Annotated in this window: 19 protein-coding genes; 9 read left to right on the top strand and 10 right to left on the bottom strand. The window is 66.5% G+C overall.

Annotation, left to right across the window (positions count from 1 at the left end; all coding sequences use genetic code 11):
- Positions 1-100 precede the first annotated feature (100 nt).
- Entirely contained in the window at positions 101-1,585 is a 1,485-nt protein-coding gene (locus OHZ10_RS00410; RefSeq protein WP_059232811.1) for a sensor histidine kinase, read from the top strand.
- Between the two features lie 144 nt (positions 1,586-1,729).
- Here the strand turns inward: OHZ10_RS00410 and OHZ10_RS00405 are convergent, their stop codons facing one another.
- From OHZ10_RS00405 to mnmC, 7 genes are all read right to left on the bottom strand, one after another.
- Positions 1,730-2,260, bottom strand: a complete 531-nt coding sequence (locus OHZ10_RS00405; RefSeq protein WP_340623674.1) for an SET domain-containing protein — start codon at positions 2,258-2,260, stop codon at positions 1,730-1,732.
- Positions 2,261-2,439: 179 nt separating this feature from the next.
- Positions 2,440-3,552, bottom strand: coding sequence for an NADH:flavin oxidoreductase/NADH oxidase (locus OHZ10_RS00400; protein ID WP_059232813.1), 1,113 nt, complete (start codon positions 3,550-3,552; stop codon positions 2,440-2,442).
- Between the two features lie 213 nt (positions 3,553-3,765).
- Complete coding sequence (locus OHZ10_RS00395; RefSeq protein ID WP_059236543.1) at positions 3,766-4,476, bottom strand: glutamine amidotransferase; 711 nt, start codon at positions 4,474-4,476, stop codon at positions 3,766-3,768.
- Between the two features lie 28 nt (positions 4,477-4,504).
- Positions 4,505-5,143, bottom strand: a complete 639-nt coding sequence (locus tag OHZ10_RS00390; protein ID WP_043184842.1) for a MarR family winged helix-turn-helix transcriptional regulator — start codon at positions 5,141-5,143, stop codon at positions 4,505-4,507.
- Between the two features lie 507 nt (positions 5,144-5,650).
- The gene (locus OHZ10_RS00385) at positions 5,651-6,766 is read right to left on the bottom strand and encodes a YbdK family carboxylate-amine ligase (RefSeq protein WP_006490006.1); all 1,116 of its coding nucleotides are present in this window, start codon (positions 6,764-6,766) and stop codon (positions 5,651-5,653) included.
- Between the two features lie 14 nt (positions 6,767-6,780).
- Positions 6,781-7,995 carry a cation:proton antiporter gene (locus OHZ10_RS00380; protein WP_059232814.1) on the bottom strand — a complete coding sequence of 405 codons (1,215 nt, stop codon included), beginning with the start codon at positions 7,993-7,995 and terminating at the stop codon, positions 6,781-6,783.
- A gap of 670 nt (positions 7,996-8,665) precedes the next feature.
- Positions 8,666-10,591, bottom strand: a complete 1,926-nt coding sequence (mnmC, locus tag OHZ10_RS00375; protein ID WP_342703323.1) for a bifunctional tRNA (5-methylaminomethyl-2-thiouridine)(34)-methyltransferase MnmD/FAD-dependent 5-carboxymethylaminomethyl-2-thiouridine(34) oxidoreductase MnmC — start codon at positions 10,589-10,591, stop codon at positions 8,666-8,668.
- Between the two features lie 388 nt (positions 10,592-10,979).
- Here mnmC and OHZ10_RS00370 point away from each other — a divergent pair, with 388 nt between their 5' ends.
- The gene (locus OHZ10_RS00370) at positions 10,980-11,258 is read left to right on the top strand and encodes an HU family DNA-binding protein (protein WP_006401505.1); all 279 of its coding nucleotides are present in this window, start codon (positions 10,980-10,982) and stop codon (positions 11,256-11,258) included.
- 129 nt (positions 11,259-11,387) lie between these two features.
- On the opposite strand, the gene OHZ10_RS00365 is transcribed toward OHZ10_RS00370, so the two are convergent.
- Both OHZ10_RS00365 and OHZ10_RS00360 read right to left on the bottom strand, forming a co-directional pair.
- Positions 11,388-12,701 carry a GTP-binding protein gene (locus OHZ10_RS00365; RefSeq protein WP_059236545.1) on the bottom strand — a complete coding sequence of 438 codons (1,314 nt, stop codon included), beginning with the start codon at positions 12,699-12,701 and terminating at the stop codon, positions 11,388-11,390.
- 159 nt (positions 12,702-12,860) lie between these two features.
- A complete protein-coding gene (locus OHZ10_RS00360) occupies positions 12,861-13,313 on the bottom strand; it encodes a lytic transglycosylase domain-containing protein (RefSeq protein WP_059232816.1) in 453 nt (150 codons plus the stop codon).
- A 367-nt stretch (positions 13,314-13,680) separates the two neighbouring features.
- Here OHZ10_RS00360 and gspD point away from each other — a divergent pair, with 367 nt between their 5' ends.
- Genes gspD through gspF form a run of 3 tightly spaced genes read left to right on the top strand, consistent with a single transcriptional unit; the run spans position 13,681 to position 18,726 of the window.
- Positions 13,681-16,008: a type II secretion system secretin GspD gene (gspD, locus tag OHZ10_RS00355; RefSeq protein WP_342703320.1), complete on the top strand. Its 2,328-nt coding sequence runs from the start codon at positions 13,681-13,683 to the stop codon at positions 16,006-16,008.
- The gene (gene gspE / locus OHZ10_RS00350; protein WP_174993444.1) at positions 16,005-17,504 is read left to right on the top strand and encodes a type II secretion system ATPase GspE; all 1,500 of its coding nucleotides are present in this window, start codon (positions 16,005-16,007) and stop codon (positions 17,502-17,504) included. The genes gspD and gspE overlap by 4 nt, the downstream gene beginning before the upstream one ends.
- Positions 17,505-17,508: 4 nt before the next feature.
- Positions 17,509-18,726: a type II secretion system inner membrane protein GspF gene (gene gspF, locus OHZ10_RS00345; protein ID WP_059232819.1), complete on the top strand. Its 1,218-nt coding sequence runs from the start codon at positions 17,509-17,511 to the stop codon at positions 18,724-18,726.
- A gap of 31 nt (positions 18,727-18,757) precedes the next feature.
- On the opposite strand, the gene OHZ10_RS00340 is transcribed toward gspF, so the two are convergent.
- Positions 18,758-19,168 carry a type II secretion system protein N gene (locus tag OHZ10_RS00340; protein WP_059232820.1) on the bottom strand — a complete coding sequence of 137 codons (411 nt, stop codon included), beginning with the start codon at positions 19,166-19,168 and terminating at the stop codon, positions 18,758-18,760.
- Between the two features lie 175 nt (positions 19,169-19,343).
- On the opposite strand from OHZ10_RS00340, the gene gspG reads away from it, so the two are divergent.
- From gspG to OHZ10_RS00320, 4 genes are read left to right on the top strand one after another with little or no spacing between them, the layout of a single operon-like run.
- The gene (gspG, locus tag OHZ10_RS00335) at positions 19,344-19,796 is read left to right on the top strand and encodes a type II secretion system major pseudopilin GspG (RefSeq protein ID WP_034188200.1); all 453 of its coding nucleotides are present in this window, start codon (positions 19,344-19,346) and stop codon (positions 19,794-19,796) included.
- A 39-nt stretch (positions 19,797-19,835) separates the two neighbouring features.
- Complete coding sequence (locus OHZ10_RS00330; protein WP_174993445.1) at positions 19,836-20,405, top strand: GspH/FimT family pseudopilin; 570 nt, start codon at positions 19,836-19,838, stop codon at positions 20,403-20,405.
- Complete coding sequence (gene gspI, locus OHZ10_RS00325) at positions 20,402-20,809, top strand: type II secretion system minor pseudopilin GspI (RefSeq protein WP_081051772.1); 408 nt, start codon at positions 20,402-20,404, stop codon at positions 20,807-20,809. Before OHZ10_RS00330 ends, gspI begins: the two co-directional genes overlap by 4 nt.
- Entirely contained in the window at positions 20,787-21,476 is a 690-nt protein-coding gene (locus OHZ10_RS00320; protein ID WP_081051773.1) for a PulJ/GspJ family protein, read from the top strand. Before gspI ends, OHZ10_RS00320 begins: the two co-directional genes overlap by 23 nt.

Genomic DNA, 21,476 nt, shown 5'->3' with positions numbered 1-21,476 from the left:
CGGCCGCGTGCCGCCGGCGTGCGCGCCCCGCTCCGTTTCGCCGCCCGGCGTACGACCGCGCCGCTCCCCGTGAGCGGCGCTTATCCATTTGCCCGTCGAAATGTCTCCTGATCCGGCTGTGACCACCAGCCTGCGCCGCTCGCTGCTCCGGCGCCTCGCCGCCCCGCTGTCGATGCTCGCGCTGATGAGCGGCCTGATCGCCTACTGGCTCGCGTGGCAATACACGCAGCACGTGATCGACCGCTCGCTCGCCGATCTCGCCACCGCCATCTCCAAACAGATCCAGATCGCCGGCCCCGACGCGCCGTTCACGGTGCCGCCGCTCGCGCAGGCGATGTTCTCCGATCCCGCCGAAGCGCTGATCTACCGGATCAGCGACGGCGAACAGGAACTCGCCGGCGATCCGAAACTGCCGCTGCAGGGCATCAACGTCCGCCGCATGCATCACGCGTACGTGTTCGAGGCCGAGTACGACAACCGCGCGGTGCGCGTCGCGCAGGTGCGCGTCGACGACGTCGAGGGCGGCAAGCCGATGGTCGTCGAAGTCGCGCAGCCGGTGCGGCACCGCTACCGGATCGCGGCCGAATTCCTCGTCGCGATCATGATGCCGCTGCTGCTGCTGCTGCTCGCGGGCTGGGGCATCGTGTGGCGCGTCGTGAACCAGCAGCTCGGCCCGCTCACGCATCTCGCCGATTCGCTGAACCGGCAGACCCACACGTCGCTGGAACCGGTCGACGAAACCGACGTGCCGCTTGAGATCCGGCCGCTGACGAGCGCGATGAACGCGCTGCTCGGCCGCCTGAAGACCGCGCTCGACGCGCAGCGCAAGTTCATCGCCGATGCCGCGCACCAGCTGCGCACGCCGCTCACGGCCGTGAAGCTGCACGCCGAACAGGCCGCCGTCGCGCGCGATCCGCACCAGACCTTCGCCGCGGTGCGCGAGCTGCGCGCGGCCGCCGACCGCGCGGTGCGGCTGTCGAACCAGCTGCTGTCGCTTGCCCGTGCGGAGCCGGGCGAACAGGCCGCACGCTTCGTCGACGTCGACCTTGCGGCGATGGCGTTCGAGACCGGTGCCGAATGGGTGCCGCGCGCGCTCGCGTCGCATGTCGACCTCGGCTTCCAGCGCACCGACGGCGCGGACGACGACGAAAAGCTGACCGTGCGCGGCAACCCCGTGCTGCTGCGCGAGGTGATCGCGAACCTGCTCGACAATGCGTTGAAATACGTGCCGCTCGCACGGCCGGACGGCGCACGGATCACGGTGAACGTTGCGCGCGGCGCGCTCGAAGACGGCCAGCCGGCCGCCGAGATCGTCGTCGAGGACAACGGCCCAGGCGTGCCCGCGAACCAGCAGGCCGACCTGTTCAAGCGCTTCTTCCGCGGCGACGCGCAAAGCGGCAACGGCGTCGAGACGGGTGCCGGGCTGGGCCTGGCGATCGTGCACGACATCATCGCGATGCATGGCGGCACCGTGTCGTACGAGGATGCATCGGAGGGGGGGTCGCGCTTCGTGGTGCGGGTGCCGCTCGCCGCGCATACGGAAAAGCCGGCCAGCGAAACGCCGGCCGCGGCGTCGACGCACTGAGCTTGGGCTGAACGAGTCGCGGCGGGCAACCGCCGGTCCGCCGGGCGGGCCGCGCGCCGGATACGGGAGGCAGGAAGGACGATCGCGACGCGGCAACCGTCCGCCAAAACAACAACGGCGGCGCATGGTGCGCCGCCGTCTGCGTTACTTCTTGCTCTTCTTGTCTTTCGACCTGGGCTCGGACTTGCCGTCCTTCTTGTCCTTCTTCTTTTTCTTCTTCCCGCCTTCATCCGACGTCGCGAGCAGCGTGCCGCGGCACGACGGCGCGCCGCAATGGCACGCGTATTCGCGCTTGAGCGTCTTCGTCAGCTTCGCGTCGATCACGAGGCCGTAGTCGTAGAACAGCTCCTCTTCCGGCCCGATGTCGCGCAGCGCATGGATGAACACGCGGCCTTTGACTTCCTCGGCTTCGCAGTTCGGCGCGCACGAATGATTGATCCAGCGCGCACTGTTGCCATCGATCTTGCCGTCGATCACGCCGCCTTCGTCGAGTGCGAAGTAGAACGTATGGTTCGGCTCGCTCGGGTCGTGCGGGTGGCGGCGCAACGCTTCCTTCCACGAAATTCGCTCGCCCTTGTATTCCACTACGCGCTCGCCGGCCTTGATCGGCGCCACGGCGAACACGCCCTTGCCGTGTACTCCCGAGCGGCGCACCGCGATCCTGCGTGAACTCATCGAACGAATCCTTGTGAAGACGACTTGAATGGAAGCGGCCGCGATCGCGGCCCGCCGTCGCACCAAACGAAAACGCGGCACCAGTTGGTGCCGCGTCGGGGCATGCGGCGAATCACCCGCATCCTACACGTTCACGATTGCTTCGTTCAACATCGCGCGCAATATTGCACGCCGGACGCTCAACGCTGGCCGAATGCGATGTCGCCGAACAACGCCTTGTGCTCGCGCGGCTGCGAACGCCAGTATTGCGGCGGCGCCGTCACCTGCGCGCCGAGCGCGGCCGCCGCATGCCACGGCCAGCGCGGGTCGTACAGCATTGCGCGCGCCATCGCGACGAAGTCGGCATCGCCGGATTCGATCAGCCGGTTCGCATGCTCGGGCTCGTTGATCAGGCCGACCGCCATCGTCGGCATGCCGACCGCACGCTTCACGGCCTGCGCGAACGGCACCTGGTAACCGGGCGACAGCGGAATCTTCTGCAGCGGCGACACGCCGCCGGACGACACGTCGATCCAGTCGCAACCGCGCCGCTTCAGCTCGTGCGCGAACGCGATCGTATCGTCGAGCTCCCAGCCGCCTTCGACCCAGTCGGTCGCGGACACGCGCACGCCGACCGGCCGGTCCGCCGGAAACGCCGCGCGCACGATCTCGAAGATCTCGAGCGGAAAACGCATCCGGTTTTCGAGCGAGCCGCCGTATTCGTCGGTGCGCTGGTTCGCGAGCGGCGACAGGAACTGGTGCAGCAGGTAGCCGTGCGCCGCATGCACTTCGATCGCGTCGATCCCGAGCCGCGCGGCACGCTTCGCCGACGCGGCAAAGGCTTCGCGGATCCGGTTCAGGCCCGCGGCATCGAGTGCGAGCGGCGGCGTCTCGCCGTCCTTGTGCGGCACGGCCGACGGCCCGTGCGGCAACCAGCCGCCATCGGCAACCGATACCAGCTGGCCTCCCTCCCACGGCGCGGCGCTCGATGCCTTGCGCCCCGCATGCGACAGCTGCATCGCGATGCGAACCGGCGAATGCTTGCGGATCGCGGCCAGTACGGGCTTCAGCGCAGCTTCGGTCACGTCGTCCCAGAGGCCGAGGTCGCCGTGCGTGATGCGCCCGTCGGGCTCCACTGCCGTCGCCTCGATGCAGAGCAGCCCCGCGCCCGACAGCGCGAGATGGCCGAGGTGAATCATGTGCCAGTCGGTGGCCTCACCGCGTTCGGCCGAGTACTGGCACATCGGGGAAATCACGATCCGGTTCGGAAGGGTCACGCCGCGCAGCGTGAACGGAGAAAACAGCGCAGTCATGGAGGCCGCTCGCCTGGAAAGGGAAAGAGCGGACGAGCGTAGCACGCAGGCTTGAAGCGTGCAGACGGCGCAACCGGCAGTAAGCGGATGGTCAGGTACGGCCGGCGGCAACGTGCCGGCCATGCGGAAAATGCGTGGCGTACAGCAGTGCGCCGGCCTGCAACGGATGCAGGCCGGGCCAAATCTTCGCGGCGGGCGGGGCCGCCCGCCGAGTTACAACCCGACGCTGTCGAGCCACTCCGCGAACATGCGCCGCGCGGCCGTTTCGAGTGCGGGGCCGTGCTGCACGGTATCGGCGCGCAACTGGCGGGCGTCGATGCCGGGCGTCGCCGCGATTTCGCCGGCGTTCGCGATCAGCCACGGTTCGAAGCGGTCGGTGCGGATTTCCGGATGGCATTGCAGCGCCAGCACGTGCTGCCCCCAAGCGAATGCCTGGTGGCGGCAGGCCGGCGTCGACGCGAGATGGATCGCCCCGCCCGGCAGGTCGAACGTATCGCCGTGCCAGTGGAGCATCGACGTCGCCGCGCCATCGAGATGACGCAGCGCCGACGCACGGCCGGCGTCGGTAAGCGTCAGCGGCGCCCAGCCGAGTTCGTGCTGCGCAGCCGGATAGACGCGCGCACCGAGCGCACGGGCGATGAACTGCGAGCCAAGGCAGATGCCGAGGATCGGCAGCCCCGCGTCGATACGCTGGCGCACGAGCGCAAGAAGCGGCGCGATCGTCGGATACTGCGCATCGTCGTACACGCTGATCGGCCCGCCGAGTACGACGAACAGCGACGGCTCGAGCACGTCGAGCACCTCGACCCGCGACGATCCGACGTCGACGTAGCGCACCCGCCTCCCCCGTTCGCCGAGCACCTGCTCGAAGCTCCCGAGATCCTCGAAATGCACATGGCGGATCGCCACGACTTCAGCGTTCATCATCGGCCTCCCGGTCGATCGACGGACGTCAGCCTGCGAAAATCTTCCAGGTCTTCTTCTGCGTTGCCGCGTCGGCTTCTTCCTGCACCGAGCAGTCGAGACGCAGATCGCTGTCCGACATCGAGATGTCGAGCGCCGCGCAGTGATGCACGGTCTTCTTCGACAACTTGCCCGGCTGGAAGTGGGCGCACGTCACGCACATGCGCTGCGGCGGCGTCGCACCGGCCACCTGCAGCTCGCGCAGCGTCTTCAGCAGCGCGCGGTACAGCGCGCCCTGCTCGTCCGCGCCGAGCTTGCCGACCGCTTTCGTCAGGAATTCAGGCCATTGCAGCGCCTTCTTCGCGGCCGTACGGCCACGCGCCGACAGACGCACGGCCAATGCACGGCCGTCGTCCAGCGCACGGCGCTTCTCGACGAGCCCCTTCGTCTCGAGCGTGCTGACCGCATCGCTCGTGGTTGCCGCGGTGAGCTGCGTCTCGCGCGCGATCTCGCCGAGCCGCATCGGGCCCTTGCGCTGCAGCAGCAGCACGAGAATCTCGCCCTGCGTCGGCGTGAGGCCAGCGCCTTCCGCCCAATCCCATGCCTGGCTTCGCATGGCCGTACTCAACCGCAGCAGGCTGTGGGTCACACGTCCCGAAGCCTGGTTCCCGTAAACGCCTTCGCTCATAGTCTTTTCGCTTTGCCGCCGCCCGGGTTGCCGAGCGGCCGTAGTGTGGAGATCGAATGTCTATCTCAAAACAGACGCGCTCTCTCGAGTGCGTCAGCACGGCCGTCGCGAGGCACACGCGGCGGTCGCGTTCGCGGCGACCGGAGAGACACGCGTCGTTCCGGTGTCCGCAAAGCCGACATTCTAAGCGAGAGCGGAAAATCGCACAGCTAAGTTATCCCCTGCATTCTGTGGAAAATCGCTGGATAACTGAAATTTTTCGTTGTGCCTGCAATGCCGCGCGCCCGCGGAACGGGGCGCGCCAGCATTTTCCTGTTCGGATCGGCCATCGGTCGGATGGATTTGATCCACCGGGTTATCCCGCGCACAGGTCGTTGACTTTGCAGCGGAATATCGGGTTATCCACAGATTTTCAGGACGACTGGCAACGATTTCGGCCCGAAATGGCGCCGACCGCCGTTCAGCGAATCGCGATGCGGTCGAGCCTGCAATCTGCAAAACATTTTTTCATTCGCGCCAACGTAAGCACTGCTGCCGGACCGTCTCGTTCAGCGATTTTTCCTGTTTGAAAACGGTTCTCAACCACGATGCGTCGTTCACGCGTGCTTTCGCGAGCGCGCCGATCTCGTCGAGCGCCGCGCGCGAACCGAGTGCGGCCGCATGCGGCGCGATCCGGTCGAGCGTGTCGAGGATGTCTTCCGCGATCGTACGGCGTTCACCCGTCTGAGGATTCACGCAGGTGCCCTCGAGCCCGAAGCGGCACGCTTCGAAACGGTTGAACGTGTAGACGAGGTAGTCATCCTCCGACAGCTTCAGCGGCCGGTCGGTCAGCAGGTAGCGCGCGAGCGTCTGGATGTAGCAGGCGATCGCCGCCGCGCGGTCGACCGACAGCGGCGTGTCCATCACGCGCACCTCGATCGTGCCGTAGCCGGGCTTCGGGCGGATGTCCCAGTAGAAGTCCTTCATCGAGTTGACGACACCCGTGTTCACCATCTTCGTGAAGTACTCCTCGAAGCTGTCCCAGGTCAGCACGAACGGCGCGCGGCCCGACAGCGGGAACGCGAACACCGAATTCAGGCGTGCCGAATGGAAGCCCGTGTCGACGTTCTGCACGAACGGCGACGACGCGGACAGCGCGATGAAGTGCGGAATGAAGCGCGACATCGAGTGCAGCAGGAACAGCGCGCTGTCCGGATCGGGACAGCCGATGTGCACGTGCTGGCCGAACACGGTGAACTGCTTCGCGAGATAACCGTACAGCTCGGAGATGTACTGGAAGCGCGGCGCATCGTAGATCTGCCGGTCGCTCCATTGCTGGAACGCATGCGTGCCGCCGCCGGCCAGCCCGACGTTGAGCTGGTCGGCCGCCTTCACGAGCACGTCGCGGATCGCATGCAGCTCGCTGACGGCCTGCTCGTGCGAATGGCAGATGCCGGTCGACAGCTCGATCATGCTCTCGGTGATTTCCGGCGTGATGTTGCCCGGAAAGGTCTCGCCCTGGATCAGGCGCATCAGGTCGGATGCCGCTTTGGTCAGGTCGTAGTTGTGCGTGTTGACGACCTGGATCTCCAGTTCGACGCCGAACGTGAACGGTTCGGAATTGACGAAGGTTTCGAGTGCCATGGCAGGTTCCGGAATCAGTTGCTGTCGCTGCGTTCACCGACCGCCGACAGGCAGCGGTAGACGACGAACGGGCTGACGAGCTGCAGGATCACGATCGAACACATCACGATCGCGCGCAGGTGCGGGTCGAAATTCGGGTAGAGCTGGTAGGTATCGTCGACGAGCAGGTACGACAGCGCGGACATCGGTGTCAGCGCGATGCCGAGCGCAATGCCCTGCTTCATCCCGAGGCCGCTCGGCTTCGCGAACGCGACGACGCCGGCCAGCTTCGCGGCGAGCCGCGTGACGATCAGCACGATCGCGAGCAGCCCGCCGAGCGCGATGTCGCCCCACGTGAACGACGTGAGTGTCAGCACGAACAGGACCACCGTCAGCAGCCAGCCGGCCGTGCCGAAATGCTCGGGCCACAGCTGCGGCCGCGCTTCGAGGTTCTTCACGATGATGCCGGCGAGCAGCAGCGTGAGCAGCGTCGACAGCTTCAATGCCTGTGCGACCGCGATCGCGAGCATCACGAGCCCGAACAGCGCGACGAACGAATGCTCGTCGCGCATCGTCGCGGTCATGTGGCGGAACAGGTAGTTGCACGAACGCGCAACGAGATACGCGACGATGAACGAACCGGCGATCAGGTAGAGCGGTTGCAGGACCGTCGCGAACACGTTGCCGTACGCTTCCTGGTGAAGCCAGCTCGTCACGAGCTTGGTCAGCACGATCGCGTACACGCTGTTGAGTGCGGTGAGCGTGATGAGGCGTTGCGACACCTGCCCTTCCGCGCGCAGTTCGGTCTTCAGCTGGATCACCATCGACGGTGACGTCGCGATCGCGATCGCCGACAGCACGAGCGCGACCATCCCCGACACGCCGAGCGCGAGCATCACGAACAGCACGAGCACGAACGTCAGCGTGGCTTCCGCGAGGCTCGACGCGACGAGCCACGGATTGCGCCGGATCCAGCGCAAATCGAGGCGGCTGCCGAGTTCGAACAGCAGCAGACCGAGCGCGACGTCCATCAGCAGCCGCGACGTTTCGTCGGTGCTGGCGTCGATCACGCCGAATCCGAACGAACCGGCGATCAGGCCGATCACGGCATAGCCTGTGATGCGTGGCAGACGCCACGCGCGATAGCACAGCTCGCCACACAGGCCGGCCGCGAACAACGCGAGCCCGGCCCAGAACACGGCATCCGGCGCGAGCGGCCAGTTGGGCAGGAATGAGAACGCCGACTTCATCGTGGTGACTTCTCCTTTGGAAGCAACCGCCAGCGACGCGGGGTCAAGCGTCAGAAATGGATGCGCGCCGGCTGGGTATCGCCCCGAATGTGATTGTTGTGGTCGACGACGGCGGTACGTGGGATCCGCCTGTTCCGCCACAGGGCGGAACGTCGTTCAGGTTGCCGATCTGGATTGTCGGCCTGGTGTGTGAACGGACAGCGCAGTCTCGAAGATTCAGATTCGAAATCGTGCCGACCGTTCCATTGAAGCATGTCCGGCGCCTGGCCGAACGAACGCGAAGGAAACCGATTGTGCCACAGCTTTTTCGCTCTGGAACCGATTGAATCGACTCGCGGCGCTGTGCGGCACCGCAGGTCTTTGGTTTCAAAGGTTTACTTGTATATATACATAGTAGAAGTTAACAAAGGCCGCACAGTTCTGTGGATAACTTCGGTTTACGCTGATGGATCAAGGCCTTGGCGAAACCATAACCGGTTGCACAGGCTGTTCGTGCACAGACATTTGAGTTGAGCAACTTTCGGGCCGCTGCACAGCTGTGCCGAGTTGCCCAGTTTACGTCCACTGTGATTGCACACGAAGTGCGCGCGGATTTCGCGCGGTTATCCACAGCGTTGCGTGGATAACCTTGCGCGAAGAAATCGGGAGACTGTGAGCGATTACGTGCCGGTCAGCCGGCGGAACCGACGCGGCGTGCGCGCAAGGCACGGATCAGGAAGCGTGCGGGGTCGACGGCGTCGGCGAGTTCGCGCTCGAGCGGCCACGGTTCGCCTTCGAGTTGCGACGCGATCAGTTCGGCACCGAGCGCGGCCCATACGAGGCCGCGCGAGCCGAAGCCGAATGCGCCGTAGAGGCCGGGCATGCGCGGCAAGTCGCGCGCCTGCGCGCCACCCAGCGCGCGTGCGTTCGCGAGTGCTTGCGCTTCGTCGGCGAGCGGGCCGAAGAGCGGCAGGCGGTCGCCGACGACCCAGCGGAACGCGACGCGGCCGCGCAGCGTGGCAGGCTCCGGCAGGTCGCCGATCAGGCCCGGCAGCAGGTGCCGCACACGATCGAGGTTTTCGACGTGGCCGGCCACGCGCATCGCGGGATCGATGTCGTCGGGTTCGAACGTGGCGCCGATCAGCAGCGTGCCGTCGTCGAGCGGCACCGCGTAACCGTCGCCGATCGTCGGGCACGGCAGCGTCGCCGTGGTGCCCGGCGGCAGCAGCGTGAGCTGGCCGCGTACCGGTTGCAGCGCGACATGCTGCAACCCGGCAAGACGCGCAGCGTCGCCCGCGTTCGCGAGCACGACGACGGGCGCTTCGGCGAGCGTCGCGCCCGTGTCGTCGAGCGCGTGCCATCCATCGCCGCGCCGCTCGAGCCGCGCGACGCCGGTCGATGCAAGCAGGCGTACGCGCTCGCCGGCCGCCGCGCATTGCGCGGCACACAGCGCGGCCGGCCAGACGGCGCCACCGTGCGGAAACAGCAGGCCGCCATGCGCGACCGGCAGATTCAGATGCGCACGCGCGGCATCGGCATCGAGCAACGTCACGTAGTCGGACGGCGCGCCGAACGCATCGAATGCATCGCGCATCCGCGCGAAGTCGTCGGCCGATTCGGCGAGATGAATCATCCCGTGCGTGCTGCGTGCGAATGCATGACCCGCGCGTTCGAGTGTGCGCCAGCGCGTGAGCGCGTGCAGGAAGCCACTGCGTGTGAGGCGGCTCGCGACGTTGTCGTCGCGTGTCATCAGTGGATGGAATACGCCGGCAGGATTGCCGGATGCCTCGCTCGCGATCCGTTCGTGCCGCTCGATCAATGTCACGTCCCAGCCGCGCGCTGCCAGGCGTTCGACGACGGCGCAACCGGCGAGGCCCGCGCCGATCACGATCGCGCGGCGCGTCGCAACGGGCAGCGCACGCGGCGGTTCGTGCCGGCGCGCGCGCCAGCGCGGCGCATAGTCGCCGACGAGACGACCGTCGACTTCGCGGAACGTGAAACCTGTTTCGCCGAGGGCATGCTTCATGTCGCCGGAACTTGCATGTGCCGCAAACGTTGCATCGTCACCGGCCATCTTCGCGAGTGCGCGGACCGCGTCGTTCGATGCCGCGGCGCCTTCGAGATAGAACGCATCGGCGCGCACGACAAGCTTCTTCAACGTGTCGAGCGCATCGCCGAACGCAAGCGTGAGCACCACGCGCCCTTCGTCGAATTCGAGCCGGTGCAGGCCCGGCACGAGCATCGGCCATGCGTCGATCAATCCATCGACATCCGCCGAAATGGTTGTGTTAGCAACCATATGGGCAACTGCACTGCGGAGGTCTTCACGCGAGAACGGATGCGGTTCGACCGCGACGTAATGCAGCCGCTCGCAGCGCGCGGGGTCGTCGCGCCAAGCGGCCCAGGTCGCGAGGAAGCCGGCGCCGGCGCCGAATGCCGTCGCGACGATCGTGAACGTGCGGCGTTGCTGCCAGCGCGCCGGCAGCCCGTTTCCCGCGACGAACGCGTGATGCGCGAGCGCGCCTGACGCGCTGCGATGAAGCTCGCCGAACTCGGGCGAGACGAGCGTGCCGTCGTCGCGAAGGGCGAGCGAGGCGGGAACAAGTCGGTCGGGCATGCGAAACAAAAAACGTGGCAGCCAAGCCTGGCAAGGGATTGCGCGGAGCCGTCCGCGCGGCCGTTGGAAATGGGCAACGGCGCGGCGCACGGGCGGACCGCGCTGTGTATCCGGTCCGGTTGGCGCAGGTCAAAAAATGGGCAATCGACGATTCATTCGGCGAAATACCGATGAAAATCTTTGAAACCCTTGTCGTTATTGGGTTTGCGCTGCGCTATCATAGCAACGCCGTACCGCGGGGTGGCCGCCGGCAAACCGGAGGGCGCGTCGCGCGGGCCAGGATTCGGCGCTGTGTCGTCGGAGTCTGACTCTCGACGGCACGGTTCGCGCACGTATAATCGGCGCGTTCGCGCTGTTCGTGTCAACCTAACCTGATAAAGGAACCTTAATGAACAAACAGGAACTGATCGACGCCGTCGCCGCCCAAACGGGCGCCAGCAAGGCTCAAACCGGCGAAACGCTGGACACGCTGCTCGAAGTCATCAAGAAGGCCGTGTCGAAGGGTGATGCGGTTCAGCTGATCGGCTTCGGCAGCTTCGGTTCGGGCAAGCGCGCAGCACGTACGGGCCGCAACCCGAAGACGGGCGAAACCATCAAGATCCCGGCAGCCAAGACGGTCAAGTTCACGGCTGGCAAGGCGTTCAAGGACGCCGTCAACAAGCGTTAAACCAGCGCCTGTTCCAAGAAAAACCCGCCTCTCGGCGGGTTTTTTGTTGGGCGCGCGCGGCATTTTCGCCACAGTCCGCGCCGCTCTTGCAAAAGTTAACGGTTACTTTTACAAGCCGTTACCACGGGGTCACGCGTGCACGATCTGCGTGTCGCCGTGATCGTCGTCGTCGTGCGAATCGACATCCCACGCCGGGAACGGATCGTCGAACGCGGCCCATCCCGCCGCGCCGAGTGCGAATTCCGCATCGGTCAGCAGGCACGCATCGAGTTTCGTACGCCACGCGTCGGCGTCGAGCGCGATGCCGATCAGCACGAGTTCCTGCCGGCGATCGCCCACCGCGCGATCGTCGAGATCGCCCAGCCATTCGGCGCGGATTTCGTCGAGCAGCTCGTCGTCGTCCGGCCATTCCGCGCGATCCTGCGCGGCCCACCACAGACCCGCCGGGCCATGCCGGCATACGCCGCCTGCCTGCGACAGCGAACCGGCGATATCGTTGCGCGTCGCGAGCCAGAAGAAGCCCTTGCTGCGCAGCACGCCCGGCCACTCCTGATGCAGCAGCGCCCAGAGTCGTGCCGGGTGAAACGGCCGGCGCGCGCGGTAAACAAAATTGCCGATGCCGAATTCGTCGGCTTCGCCGTGCACGTGCGCATGATGTGCGTCATGGCAATCGGGGTCGTCGCAATGCGTGTGATCGTGATCGAGCGACGCGAGCCAGCCGGGTGCGTTCGCGGCTTCGTCGAAATCGAAGCGGCCGGTGTTCAGCACTTCGTCGAGCGGCACGTTGCCGAACGTCGACACGACCTGGTGCGCGCGCGGGTTGAGCCGCGCGAGGATGTGCTGCAGCCGCGCGAGATCGTCGGCGCTGACGAGGTCGGCCTTGTTGATCACCAGCACGTCGCAGAATTCGATCTGCTCGATCAGCAGCTCGACGAGCGTGCGGTCGTCTTCTTCCGACGCGGCGATGCCGCGCGTCGCGAGCGCGTCGTCGGAGCCGTAGTCGCGCAGGAAGTTGTACGCGTCGACCACGGTGACGAGCGTATCGAGCCGCGCGACGGCCGACAGCGACGTGCCGTCGTCGTCGACGAACGTGAAGGTCTCGGCGATCGGCATCGGCTCCGCGATACCGGTCGATTCGATCATGATCGCGTCGAAGCGGCCTTCGGATGCGAGGTTGCGGATCTCGACGAGCAGGTCGTCGCGCAGCGTGCAGCAGATGCAGCCGTTCGACATTTCGACGAGGCGTTCCTCGACGTGCGACAGTGCCTGCGCATCGCGCACGAGCGACGCGTCGATGTTGACCGCCGCGAGATCGTTGACGATCACGGCGACTTTCAGGCCCGCGCGGTTCGCGAGGACGTGGTTGAGCAGCGTGGTCTTGCCGGCGCCGAGGAAGCCCGACAGCACGGTGACGGGCAACGGCTGGTTCATTGCCGGATTCATGATGATATGCACCAACGGTAAAGATGAAAAAGCGGCCGCGGCGCCCTTCCGGGGCGCGATCGGCCCGCGGACGGGCGAAGTTGCGGCGTGAGATCCGCATTGTGCATCAAACGCGCGCCGGCCGGCCGGCACGGCGTCAGGCCGCGATGCGGCGCAACGTCATTGCACGGGCGGCAGCAGCTTCCATTGCGTCAGGATGCCGGCGATCTGCCGCGCGTACTTGTCGCGCAGCGACGGCGTTTCCGAATGATAGGCGCCGACGGCCTGCCACGTGTTGCCGTAGCGGTTCATCTTCTGCTTCAGATGCCACGCGGCGATGTACACGTTCTTGCACGGCTCCATCAGCGTGTCGCGGCCGATCCCGAAGCGCGACAGTGCAGGCAGATGAATCGAATTGATCTGCATCAGGCCGTAGTCGACCGAGCCGTTCGTATTCTTGTTCAGCGCGTCGGGCCGGTTGCGCGACTCCTGCCAGGCGATCGCGCGCAGGATCAGCGGATTGACCTGCTGATATTTAGCCGCTTCGTCGAAACAATCCGCACGAGCGTTTGCGCTGGCGAACCACGCGCCAGCGGCGATCAACGCGATCGAAGCGAACCGTCGTCTGTTCATCGTGCGGAAACGAAAAGGAATTTCGCGAAGCTCGGGAAAACCCGTGCCTGTTATTAGTGCGACGAGAAACGCGTCGCCCGTATCATACCGGCAGACCGTCAGATTGCGACAGGCAGGAATACGGCAACCCGGTTATACCGGATTGATGTGTCGGTTCATCGTGAAACGGGGGCGATGGCCGGCATGCGGAGGGCCACGCCGATCCTTACATATTGCATACGATTCACCGGACACATGTCGTATGTGAGACAGTCCTCGGATCAATGTGATATTTCGGACATGAAAAACTGCTAATGTCGCCTCTTTCGGACTTGGATCCCAGCACTACCGCCGGAAGTGGCCTGAGCCGGCATCGACCCATTCATCCATGACAAGAAATCGCTTCGTTATGCGGCGCGTTGCCACGACTCTGCTCGTGGCCGGCATCATCGCTTCGCAGGCCGCCTACGCTCAGGTCACGCTCAATTTCGTGAATGCGGATATCGACCAGGTCGCGAAAGCGATCGGCGCCGCGACCGGCAAGACCATCATCGTCGACCCCCGCGTGAAGGGGCAGCTCAATCTCGTGGCCGAACGGCCGGTGCCGGAAGACCAGGCGTTGAAGACGCTGCAGTCGGCACTGCGCATGCAGGGCTTCGCACTCGTGCAGGATCACGGCGTGCTGAAGGTCGTGCCGGAAGCCGACGCGAAGCTGCAGGGCGTGCCGACCTATGTCGGCAATGCGCCGCAGGCACGCGGCGACCAGGTGATCACGCAGGTGTTCGAGCTGCACAATGAATCGGCGAACAACCTGCTGCCCGTGCTGCGGCCGCTGATCTCGCCGAACAACACGGTGACGGCCTACCCGGCGAACAACACGATCGTCGTGACCGACTATGCGGACAACGTGCGCCGCATCGCGCAGATCATCTCGGGCGTCGACAGTGCCGCGGGCTCGCAGGTGCAGGTCGTGACGCTGCGCAACGCGAACGCGATCGACCTCGCCGCGCAGATGCAGAAGATGCTCGACCCCGGTGCGATCGGCAACAGCGATGCGACGCTGAAGGTGTCGGTCACGGCCGACCCGCGTACCAACTCGCTGCTGCTGCGCGCGTCGAACGGTTCGCGCCTCGCGGCCGCGAAACGTCTCGCGCAGCAGCTCGACGCGCCGAGCGCGGTGCCCGGCAACATGCACGTGGTGCCGCTGCGCAATGCCGATGCGGTGAAGCTCGCGAAGACGCTGCGCGGGATGCTCGGCAAGGGCGGCAACGACAGCGGCTCGTCGGCGTCGTCCAACGATGCGAACAGCTTCAACCAGAACGGCGGCTCGTCGTCGAGCGGCAACTTCTCGACCGGCTCGTCCGGCACCCCGCCGCTGCCGTCGGGCGGCCTCGGCGGCTCGTCTTCGTCTTCATCGTCGTACGGCGGCTCGTCCAGTGGCGGCGGTCTCGGTTCGGGCGGCCTGCTCGGCGGCGACAAGGACAAGGGCGACGACAACCAGCCGGGCGGGATGATCCAGGCCGACGCGGCGACGAACTCGCTGATCATCACCGCGTCCGATCCGGTTTACCGCAACCTGCGCTCGGTGATCGACCAGCTCGATGCGCGGCGTGCGCAGGTCTACATCGAAGCGCTGATCGTCGAGCTGAACTCGACGTCGCAGGGCAACCTCGGCATCCAGTGGCAGGTGGCGAGCGGCCAGTTTCTCGGCGGCACGAACCTGAACCCCGGGCTCGGCCTGGGCAACAGCATCATCAACCTGACGGCCGGCGGTGTGGCCAACGCCGCCGGCGGGATCACCGGCGGCGGGCTTGCCTCCAATCTCGGGCAGTTGTCCCAAGGGCTCAACATCGGCTGGCTGCACAACATGTTCGGCGTGCAGGGGCTCGGCGCACTGCTGCAGTATTTCGCGGGCGTGAGCGACGCGAACGTGCTGTCGACGCCTAACCTGATCACGCTCGACAACGAGGAAGCGAAGATCGTCGTCGGCCAGAACGTGCCGATCGCGACCGGCTCGTATTCGAACCTGACGAGCGGCACGACGAGCAATGCATTCAATACCTACGACCGTCGCGACGTCGGCCTGACGCTGCACGTGAAGCCGCAGATCACCGACGGCGGGATCCTGAAGCTGCAGCTCTATACCGAGGATTCGGCGGTCGTCGCCGGCACGACCAGCGCGCAGACCGGCCCGACCTTCACGAAACGGTCGATCCAGTCGACGATCCTGGCCGACAACGGCGAGATCATCGTGCTCGGCGGCTTGATGCAGGACAACTACCAGGTAACGAACAGCAAGGTGCCGCTGCTCGGCGACATTCCGTGGATCGGCCAGCTGTTCCGTTCGGAATCGAAGGTGCGCGCGAAAACCAACCTGATGGTGTTCCTGCGCCCGGTGATCATCTCCGACCGCAATACCGCGCAGGAAGTCACGGCGAACCGTTACGACTACATCCAGGGCGTGACGGGCGCGTACAAGTCGGACAACAACGTGATGCGCGACAAGGACGACCCGATCGTCCCGCCGATGCCGATCGGCCCGAGCCAGGGCGGCACGGCCGCCGGCAACCTGTTCGATCTCGACAAGATGCGTCGCCAGCAGGTACAGCGCCAGGTAGTGCCGGTGCCGGCCCAGCCGTTGCCGGAGGCGACGCCCGCGCAGCCGCAAAGCGTGCCGCAACAGCCGCTGACCGCCACGCCGGGAGCCTCGCAGTGAGCGACGTGCTCGCGTCTTCCGCCCACGACGGCGCGCCGGGCGAACGCCAGCCGCCGTCGCCGCTCGCCGCGCGGCTGTTGCCGTACGGCTTCGCGAAGAGCGGCCAGGTGCTGATCGCGCACCAGCTCGACGACACGCTCGAGGTGTGGATCAGCGAACGCACGAGCGATGCTGCACTCGCGGAAATCGCCCGCAACTTCGGTTCGATCGCCGTGCATCGCGTGCCGGCCGACGAGCTCGCGCAGGCGATCAACCAGGCCTACGCGCGCCAGGACGGCAGCGCCGCGCAGGTGGTCGGCGAGGTCGAAGGCGAAGTCGATCTGTCGCGGCTGATGCAGGACATCCCCGAAGTCGAGGATCTGCTCGAGTCGGAAGACGACGCGCCGATCATCCGGATGATCAACGCGCTGCTCACGCAAGCGGCGCGCGAACAGGCGTCGGACATTCACATCGAGCCGTTCGAGAATGCATCGGTCGTGCGCTTTCGCGTCGACGGCACGCTGCGCGACGTCGTGCGGCCGAAGAAGGCGTTGCACGGCGCGCTGATCTCGCGGATCAAGATCATGGCGCAGCTCGACATCGCGGAGAAACGCCTGCCGCAGGACGGCCGCATCACGCTGCGCGTCGGCGGCCGGCCGGTCGACGTGCGCGTGTCGACGCTGCCGACCGGGCACGGCGAGCGCGCGGTGCTGCGTCTCCTGGAAAAGGATGCGCAGCGCCTGAACCTCGAAGCGCTCGGGATGGGCCGCGACACGCTCGTCCAGTTCGACAAGCTGATCGCGCGTCCGCACGGCATCGTGCTCGTCACGGGCCCGACCGGTTCGGGCAAGACGACGACGCTGTATGCGTCGATGTCGCGGCTCGAAACCGCGACGACCAACATCATGACCGTCGAGGATCCGATCGAATACGACCTCGGCGGCATCGGCCAGACGCAGGTGAACGAGCGGATCGGGATGACTTTTGCCCGTGCGCTGCGCTCGATCCTGCGCCAGGATCCGGACGTGATCATGATCGGCGAAATCCGCGACCTCGAAACCGCGCAGATCGCGGTGCAGGCGTCGCTGACGGGCCACCTCGTGCTCGCGACGCTGCACACGAACGATGCGGCTTCCGCCGTCACGCGTCTGACCGACATGGGCGTCGAGCCGTACCTGCTCGCGTCGTCGCTGCTCGGCGTGCTCGCGCAGCGTCTCGTGCGCCAGCTCTGCTCCGCCTGCAAGGAAGAGCGGCACGAGGACGGCCGCACCGTGTGGCATCCGGTCGGCTGCGACAAGTGCGGCCATTCGGGCTATGCGGGCCGGCGCGGGGTGTACGAACTGCTGCTGGTCGACGAGTCGATCCGCTCGCTGATCCACCGCAACGCAGCCGACGCGGAGATTCTCGCCGCCGGCCGTGCGGATGGGATGCGCACGTTGCGCGACGACGCCGAGCGCTGGCTCGCGTCCGGCGCGACGTCGCTCGAGGAAGTGCTGCGCGTGACGGGAGGCGCATAGCGCGATGCCGGCATTCCGTTTCGAAGCAATCGATTCGGCGGGACGCGCGCAGAAAGGCGTCATCGATGCCGACAGCGCGCGTGCCGCGCGCGGCCAGCTGCGTACGCAGGGGCTCACGCCGCTCGTCGTCGAGCCGGCCGCCAGCGCGACGCGCGGGGCGCGTTCGCAGCGGCTCGCGTTCGGCCGCAAGCTGTCGCAGCGCGAACAGGCGATCCTCACGCGCCAGCTCGCGAGCCTGCTGATCGCGGGGCTGCCGCTCGACGAGGCGCTCGGCGTGCTGACCGAGCAGGCCGAGCGCGACTACATCCGCGAACTGATGGCCGCGATCCGCGCCGAGGTGCTCGGCGGCCATTCGCTCGCGAATGCGCTGGGCCAGCATCCGCGCGATTTTCCGGAAATCTACCGCGCGCTCGTCGCGGCGGGCGAACACACCGGCAAGCTCGGCATCGTGCTGTCGCGCCTCGCCGACTACATCGAGCAAAGCAACGCGCTGAAGCAGAAGATCCTGCTCGCATTCACGTATCCGGGCATCGTCACGCTGATCGCATTCGGCATCGTCACGTTCCTGCTGAGCTACGTCGTGCCGCAGGTCGTCAACGTGTTCGCGAGTACGAAACAGCAGCTGCCGATCCTCACGGTCGTGATGATGGCGCTGTCGGAATTCGTGCGGCACTGGTGGTGGGCGATCCTGATCGCGTTCGTGCTCGTCGTGTGGTTCGTGAAGGCGACGCTGTCGCGTGACGGGCCCAGGCTCGCGTTCGACCGCTGGGTGCTGACCGCCCCGCTCGCGGGCAAGCTCGTGCGCGGTTACAACACGGTGCGCTTCGCGAGCACGCTCGGCATCCTCACAGCGGCGGGCGTGCCGATCCTGCGCGCATTGCAGGCGGCCGGCGAGACGCTGTCGAACCGCGCGATGCGCGCGAACATCGACGATGCGATCGTGCGCGTGCGCGAAGGCTCCGCGCTGTCGCGCGCGCTGAACAACGTGAAGACGTTTCCGCCGGTGCTCGTGCACCTGATCCGTTCGGGCGAAGCGACGGGCGACGTGACGACGATGCTGGATCGCGCGGCCGAAGGCGAAGCGCGCGAGCTCGAACGCCGCACGATGTTCCTGACGAGCCTGCTGGAGCCGCTGCTGATCCTGGCGATGGGCGGGATCGTGCTCGTGATCGTGCTGGCGGTGATGCTGCCGATCATCGAGCTGAACAACATGGTGCAGTGACGTGGCGGCCTGCGTGTCAGGCCGCCGACGTTCAGCGCATGTAGATCGCGGGGGACGGCGTGTTCGCCGGGAGCTGGATTTCGGCGCGGGCGCCGTTGCGGTCGATCACGATCGAGCGCGGGCGGACTTCGGCGAGTTTCGCGCCGGACGTGACGTCCGCGCCGAGCGACACGGCGCGGGGCGGTTCGCCGCCGACGCCGACGATCGCGGCGGCGCCGCGGTCGAGCGACAGGATGCCGAACAGGTGGATGTCCTGGACGGGATTCTTGTCGAGCTGACCGCCGAAGAGCGCCGCGGCGTCCTCGGTGCGGATCGGCAGCCGCGCGGCGGCGGCGGGCAGCGGCGCTTCGCGGGCAGACAGCGTGACGACCCAATAGGTGGCCGTCGCGCACAAACCCGCGAAGAGGGCTAGGGAGAGGATCCGGATCGAGAGCGCGTTCATGCGCGCTATTGTACGGATGTATATGAAATTTGCGTTGGGTGAAAGCCCTCGGCGATGCGCGCCTTACAATGCGTGCTCCGCGCCCGCGGGTTCGGAAGCTTGCTGTCAGGCAATTGTCCGGTGCGCCGGGTGCGTCACTCAATCGACGACATTTTTTGGAAAGAGGTAGTCACTCATGCAAACGTGGATCACTCGCCGCAACGCGGCCGTGCGTCGTCAGCGCGGTTTCACGCTGATCGAGATCATGGTGGTGGTCGCGATCCTCGGGATCCTGGCGGCGCTGATCGTGCCGAAGATCATGAGCCGCCCGGACGAGGCACGCCGCATCGCCGCGAAGCAGGACATCGGCACGATCATGCAGGCGCTCAAACTGTACCGTCTCGACAACGGCCGCTATCCGACCCAGGAGCAGGGCCTGAATTCGCTGATCCAGAAGCCGACCACCGATCCGATCCCGAACAACTGGAAGGACGGCGGCTACCTCGAGCGCCTGCCGAACGACCCGTGGGGTAACGGGTACAAGTACCTGAACCCGGGCGTGCACGGCGAAATCGACGTGTTCAGCTACGGCGCCGACGGCAAGGAAGGCGGCGAAGGCAACGATACCGACATCGGTTCGTGGCAATAAGCCGGCACTGATCGCCCCGACGTTTCAATCCCGTTCTTCATGCTCGCCATTCGCACGACCTTCCGCTGCGGCCGCGATTGCCGTGTGCGTCGCGGCGCGGTGTCGTCCGTACCGGCGCGTGCCGATGGCGGGCGGATGAAGCGCGGCGCGCGGCATCGCCGCGCACGCGGCTTCACGCTGCTCGAAATGCTGGTCGTGCTCGTGATCGCGGGGCTGCTCGTGTCGCTCGCGTCGCTGTCGCTGACGCGCAATCCGCGCACCGACCTGCGTGAAGAAGCGCAGCGCGTCGCGCTGCTGTTCGAGACGGCCGGCGACGAAGCGCAGGTGCGCGCGCGGCCGATCGCATGGCAGCCGACCGAGCACGGTTTCCGGTTCGACGTGAGCTCGCCCGACGGCTGGCGCACGCTGCGCGACGACCTGCTGCGCCCGCGCGACTGGGACGGCGGCGTCACGGGCGCCGACATCGACTATCCGGGGTCCGACACGCACGCGAATCGCGTCGTGTTCGGCACCGAAAGCATCGACACGCCGGTGCGCGTGACGTTGCATTCGGCTGTCGGCAGCGCGACGATCGTCGGCACCGGCAACGGCCGCTACGAGGTGCAATGACGATGCGTCGTCGCCTGCCCGGTTCCGCTTCTTCATCCCGAGGCTTCACGATGATCGAGGTGCTGGTCGCCCTCGCGATCATCGCGGTCGCGCTCGCCGCGTCGATCCGTGCGGTCGGCACGATGGCGACCAACGCGTCCGACCTGCATCGCCGGCTGCTCGCGGGCTGGAGCGCCGACAACGCGCTTGCGCAGTTGCGGCTCACGCATGCATGGCCGGAGGTCGGCGAACAGAGTTTCGACTGCTCGCAAGGCAACGTGCAGCTCGTCTGCACGCAGCGCGTGAGCACCACGCCGAACCCGGTGTTCCGGCGCGTCCGGATTTCGGTGAGCATGCCCGGCCATTCCGGCGTGCTCGCGCAAATGGTGACGGTGGTCGCGAATGAAACCAGCCGTCCGCTCTGACGCGCCGATGCGACGCCCGTTCGCCCGCCCCGCCCGTGGCTTCACGCTGATCGAGCTGATGATCGCGATCGCGATCCTCGCGGTGGTCGCGATCCTCGCGTGGCGCGGGCTCGACCAGATCATGCGCGGCCGCGACAAGGTGGCGGCCGCGATGGAAGACGAACGCGTGTTCGCGCAGATGTTCGACCAGATGCGCATCGACGCGCGGCTCGCCGCGACTGACGACGAGGCCGGCCAGCCGGCGATCGGCGTCGCCGGCAATACGCTGCAGATCGTGCGCGAGCTCGAGGTGCCGGGCGCGGCGCCGCGGCTGCAGGTGGTTCGCTACCGGATCGCCGGCGGGCGTGTCGTGCGCTACGCATCGCCGCCGATCGACGACGCGAACCGGCTGCGGACCGTGCTGAAGGACAGCAGCGTCGAAGGCTGGAGCTGGGTCGCGTTGATGGGCGGCGTCGGCGCGATCGACGCGAAGCTGTACGTGCCGCGCGTGGGCTGGACCACCAACCTGCAGACGGCCGATGAAGCACTCGCGCAGAACAACGACGCGCTCAAGGTGCCGCAGATCGGCAACGCGCCGCCGACGCGCGCGGTGACGGGGCTGCAGGTCAGCATCGGCGCGACGTCGCTGCGCGTGCCGGTCACGCGCATCTTCCTCGTCGGGGAATGA

Origin of the sequence: Burkholderia arboris (assembly GCF_038723655.1) — a bacterium.
GTDB lineage: Bacteria > Pseudomonadota > Gammaproteobacteria > Burkholderiales > Burkholderiaceae > Burkholderia > Burkholderia arboris.
Note: the sequence above shows the minus strand (reverse complement) of the source record. Positions and strands in the feature narration are given on the sequence as shown.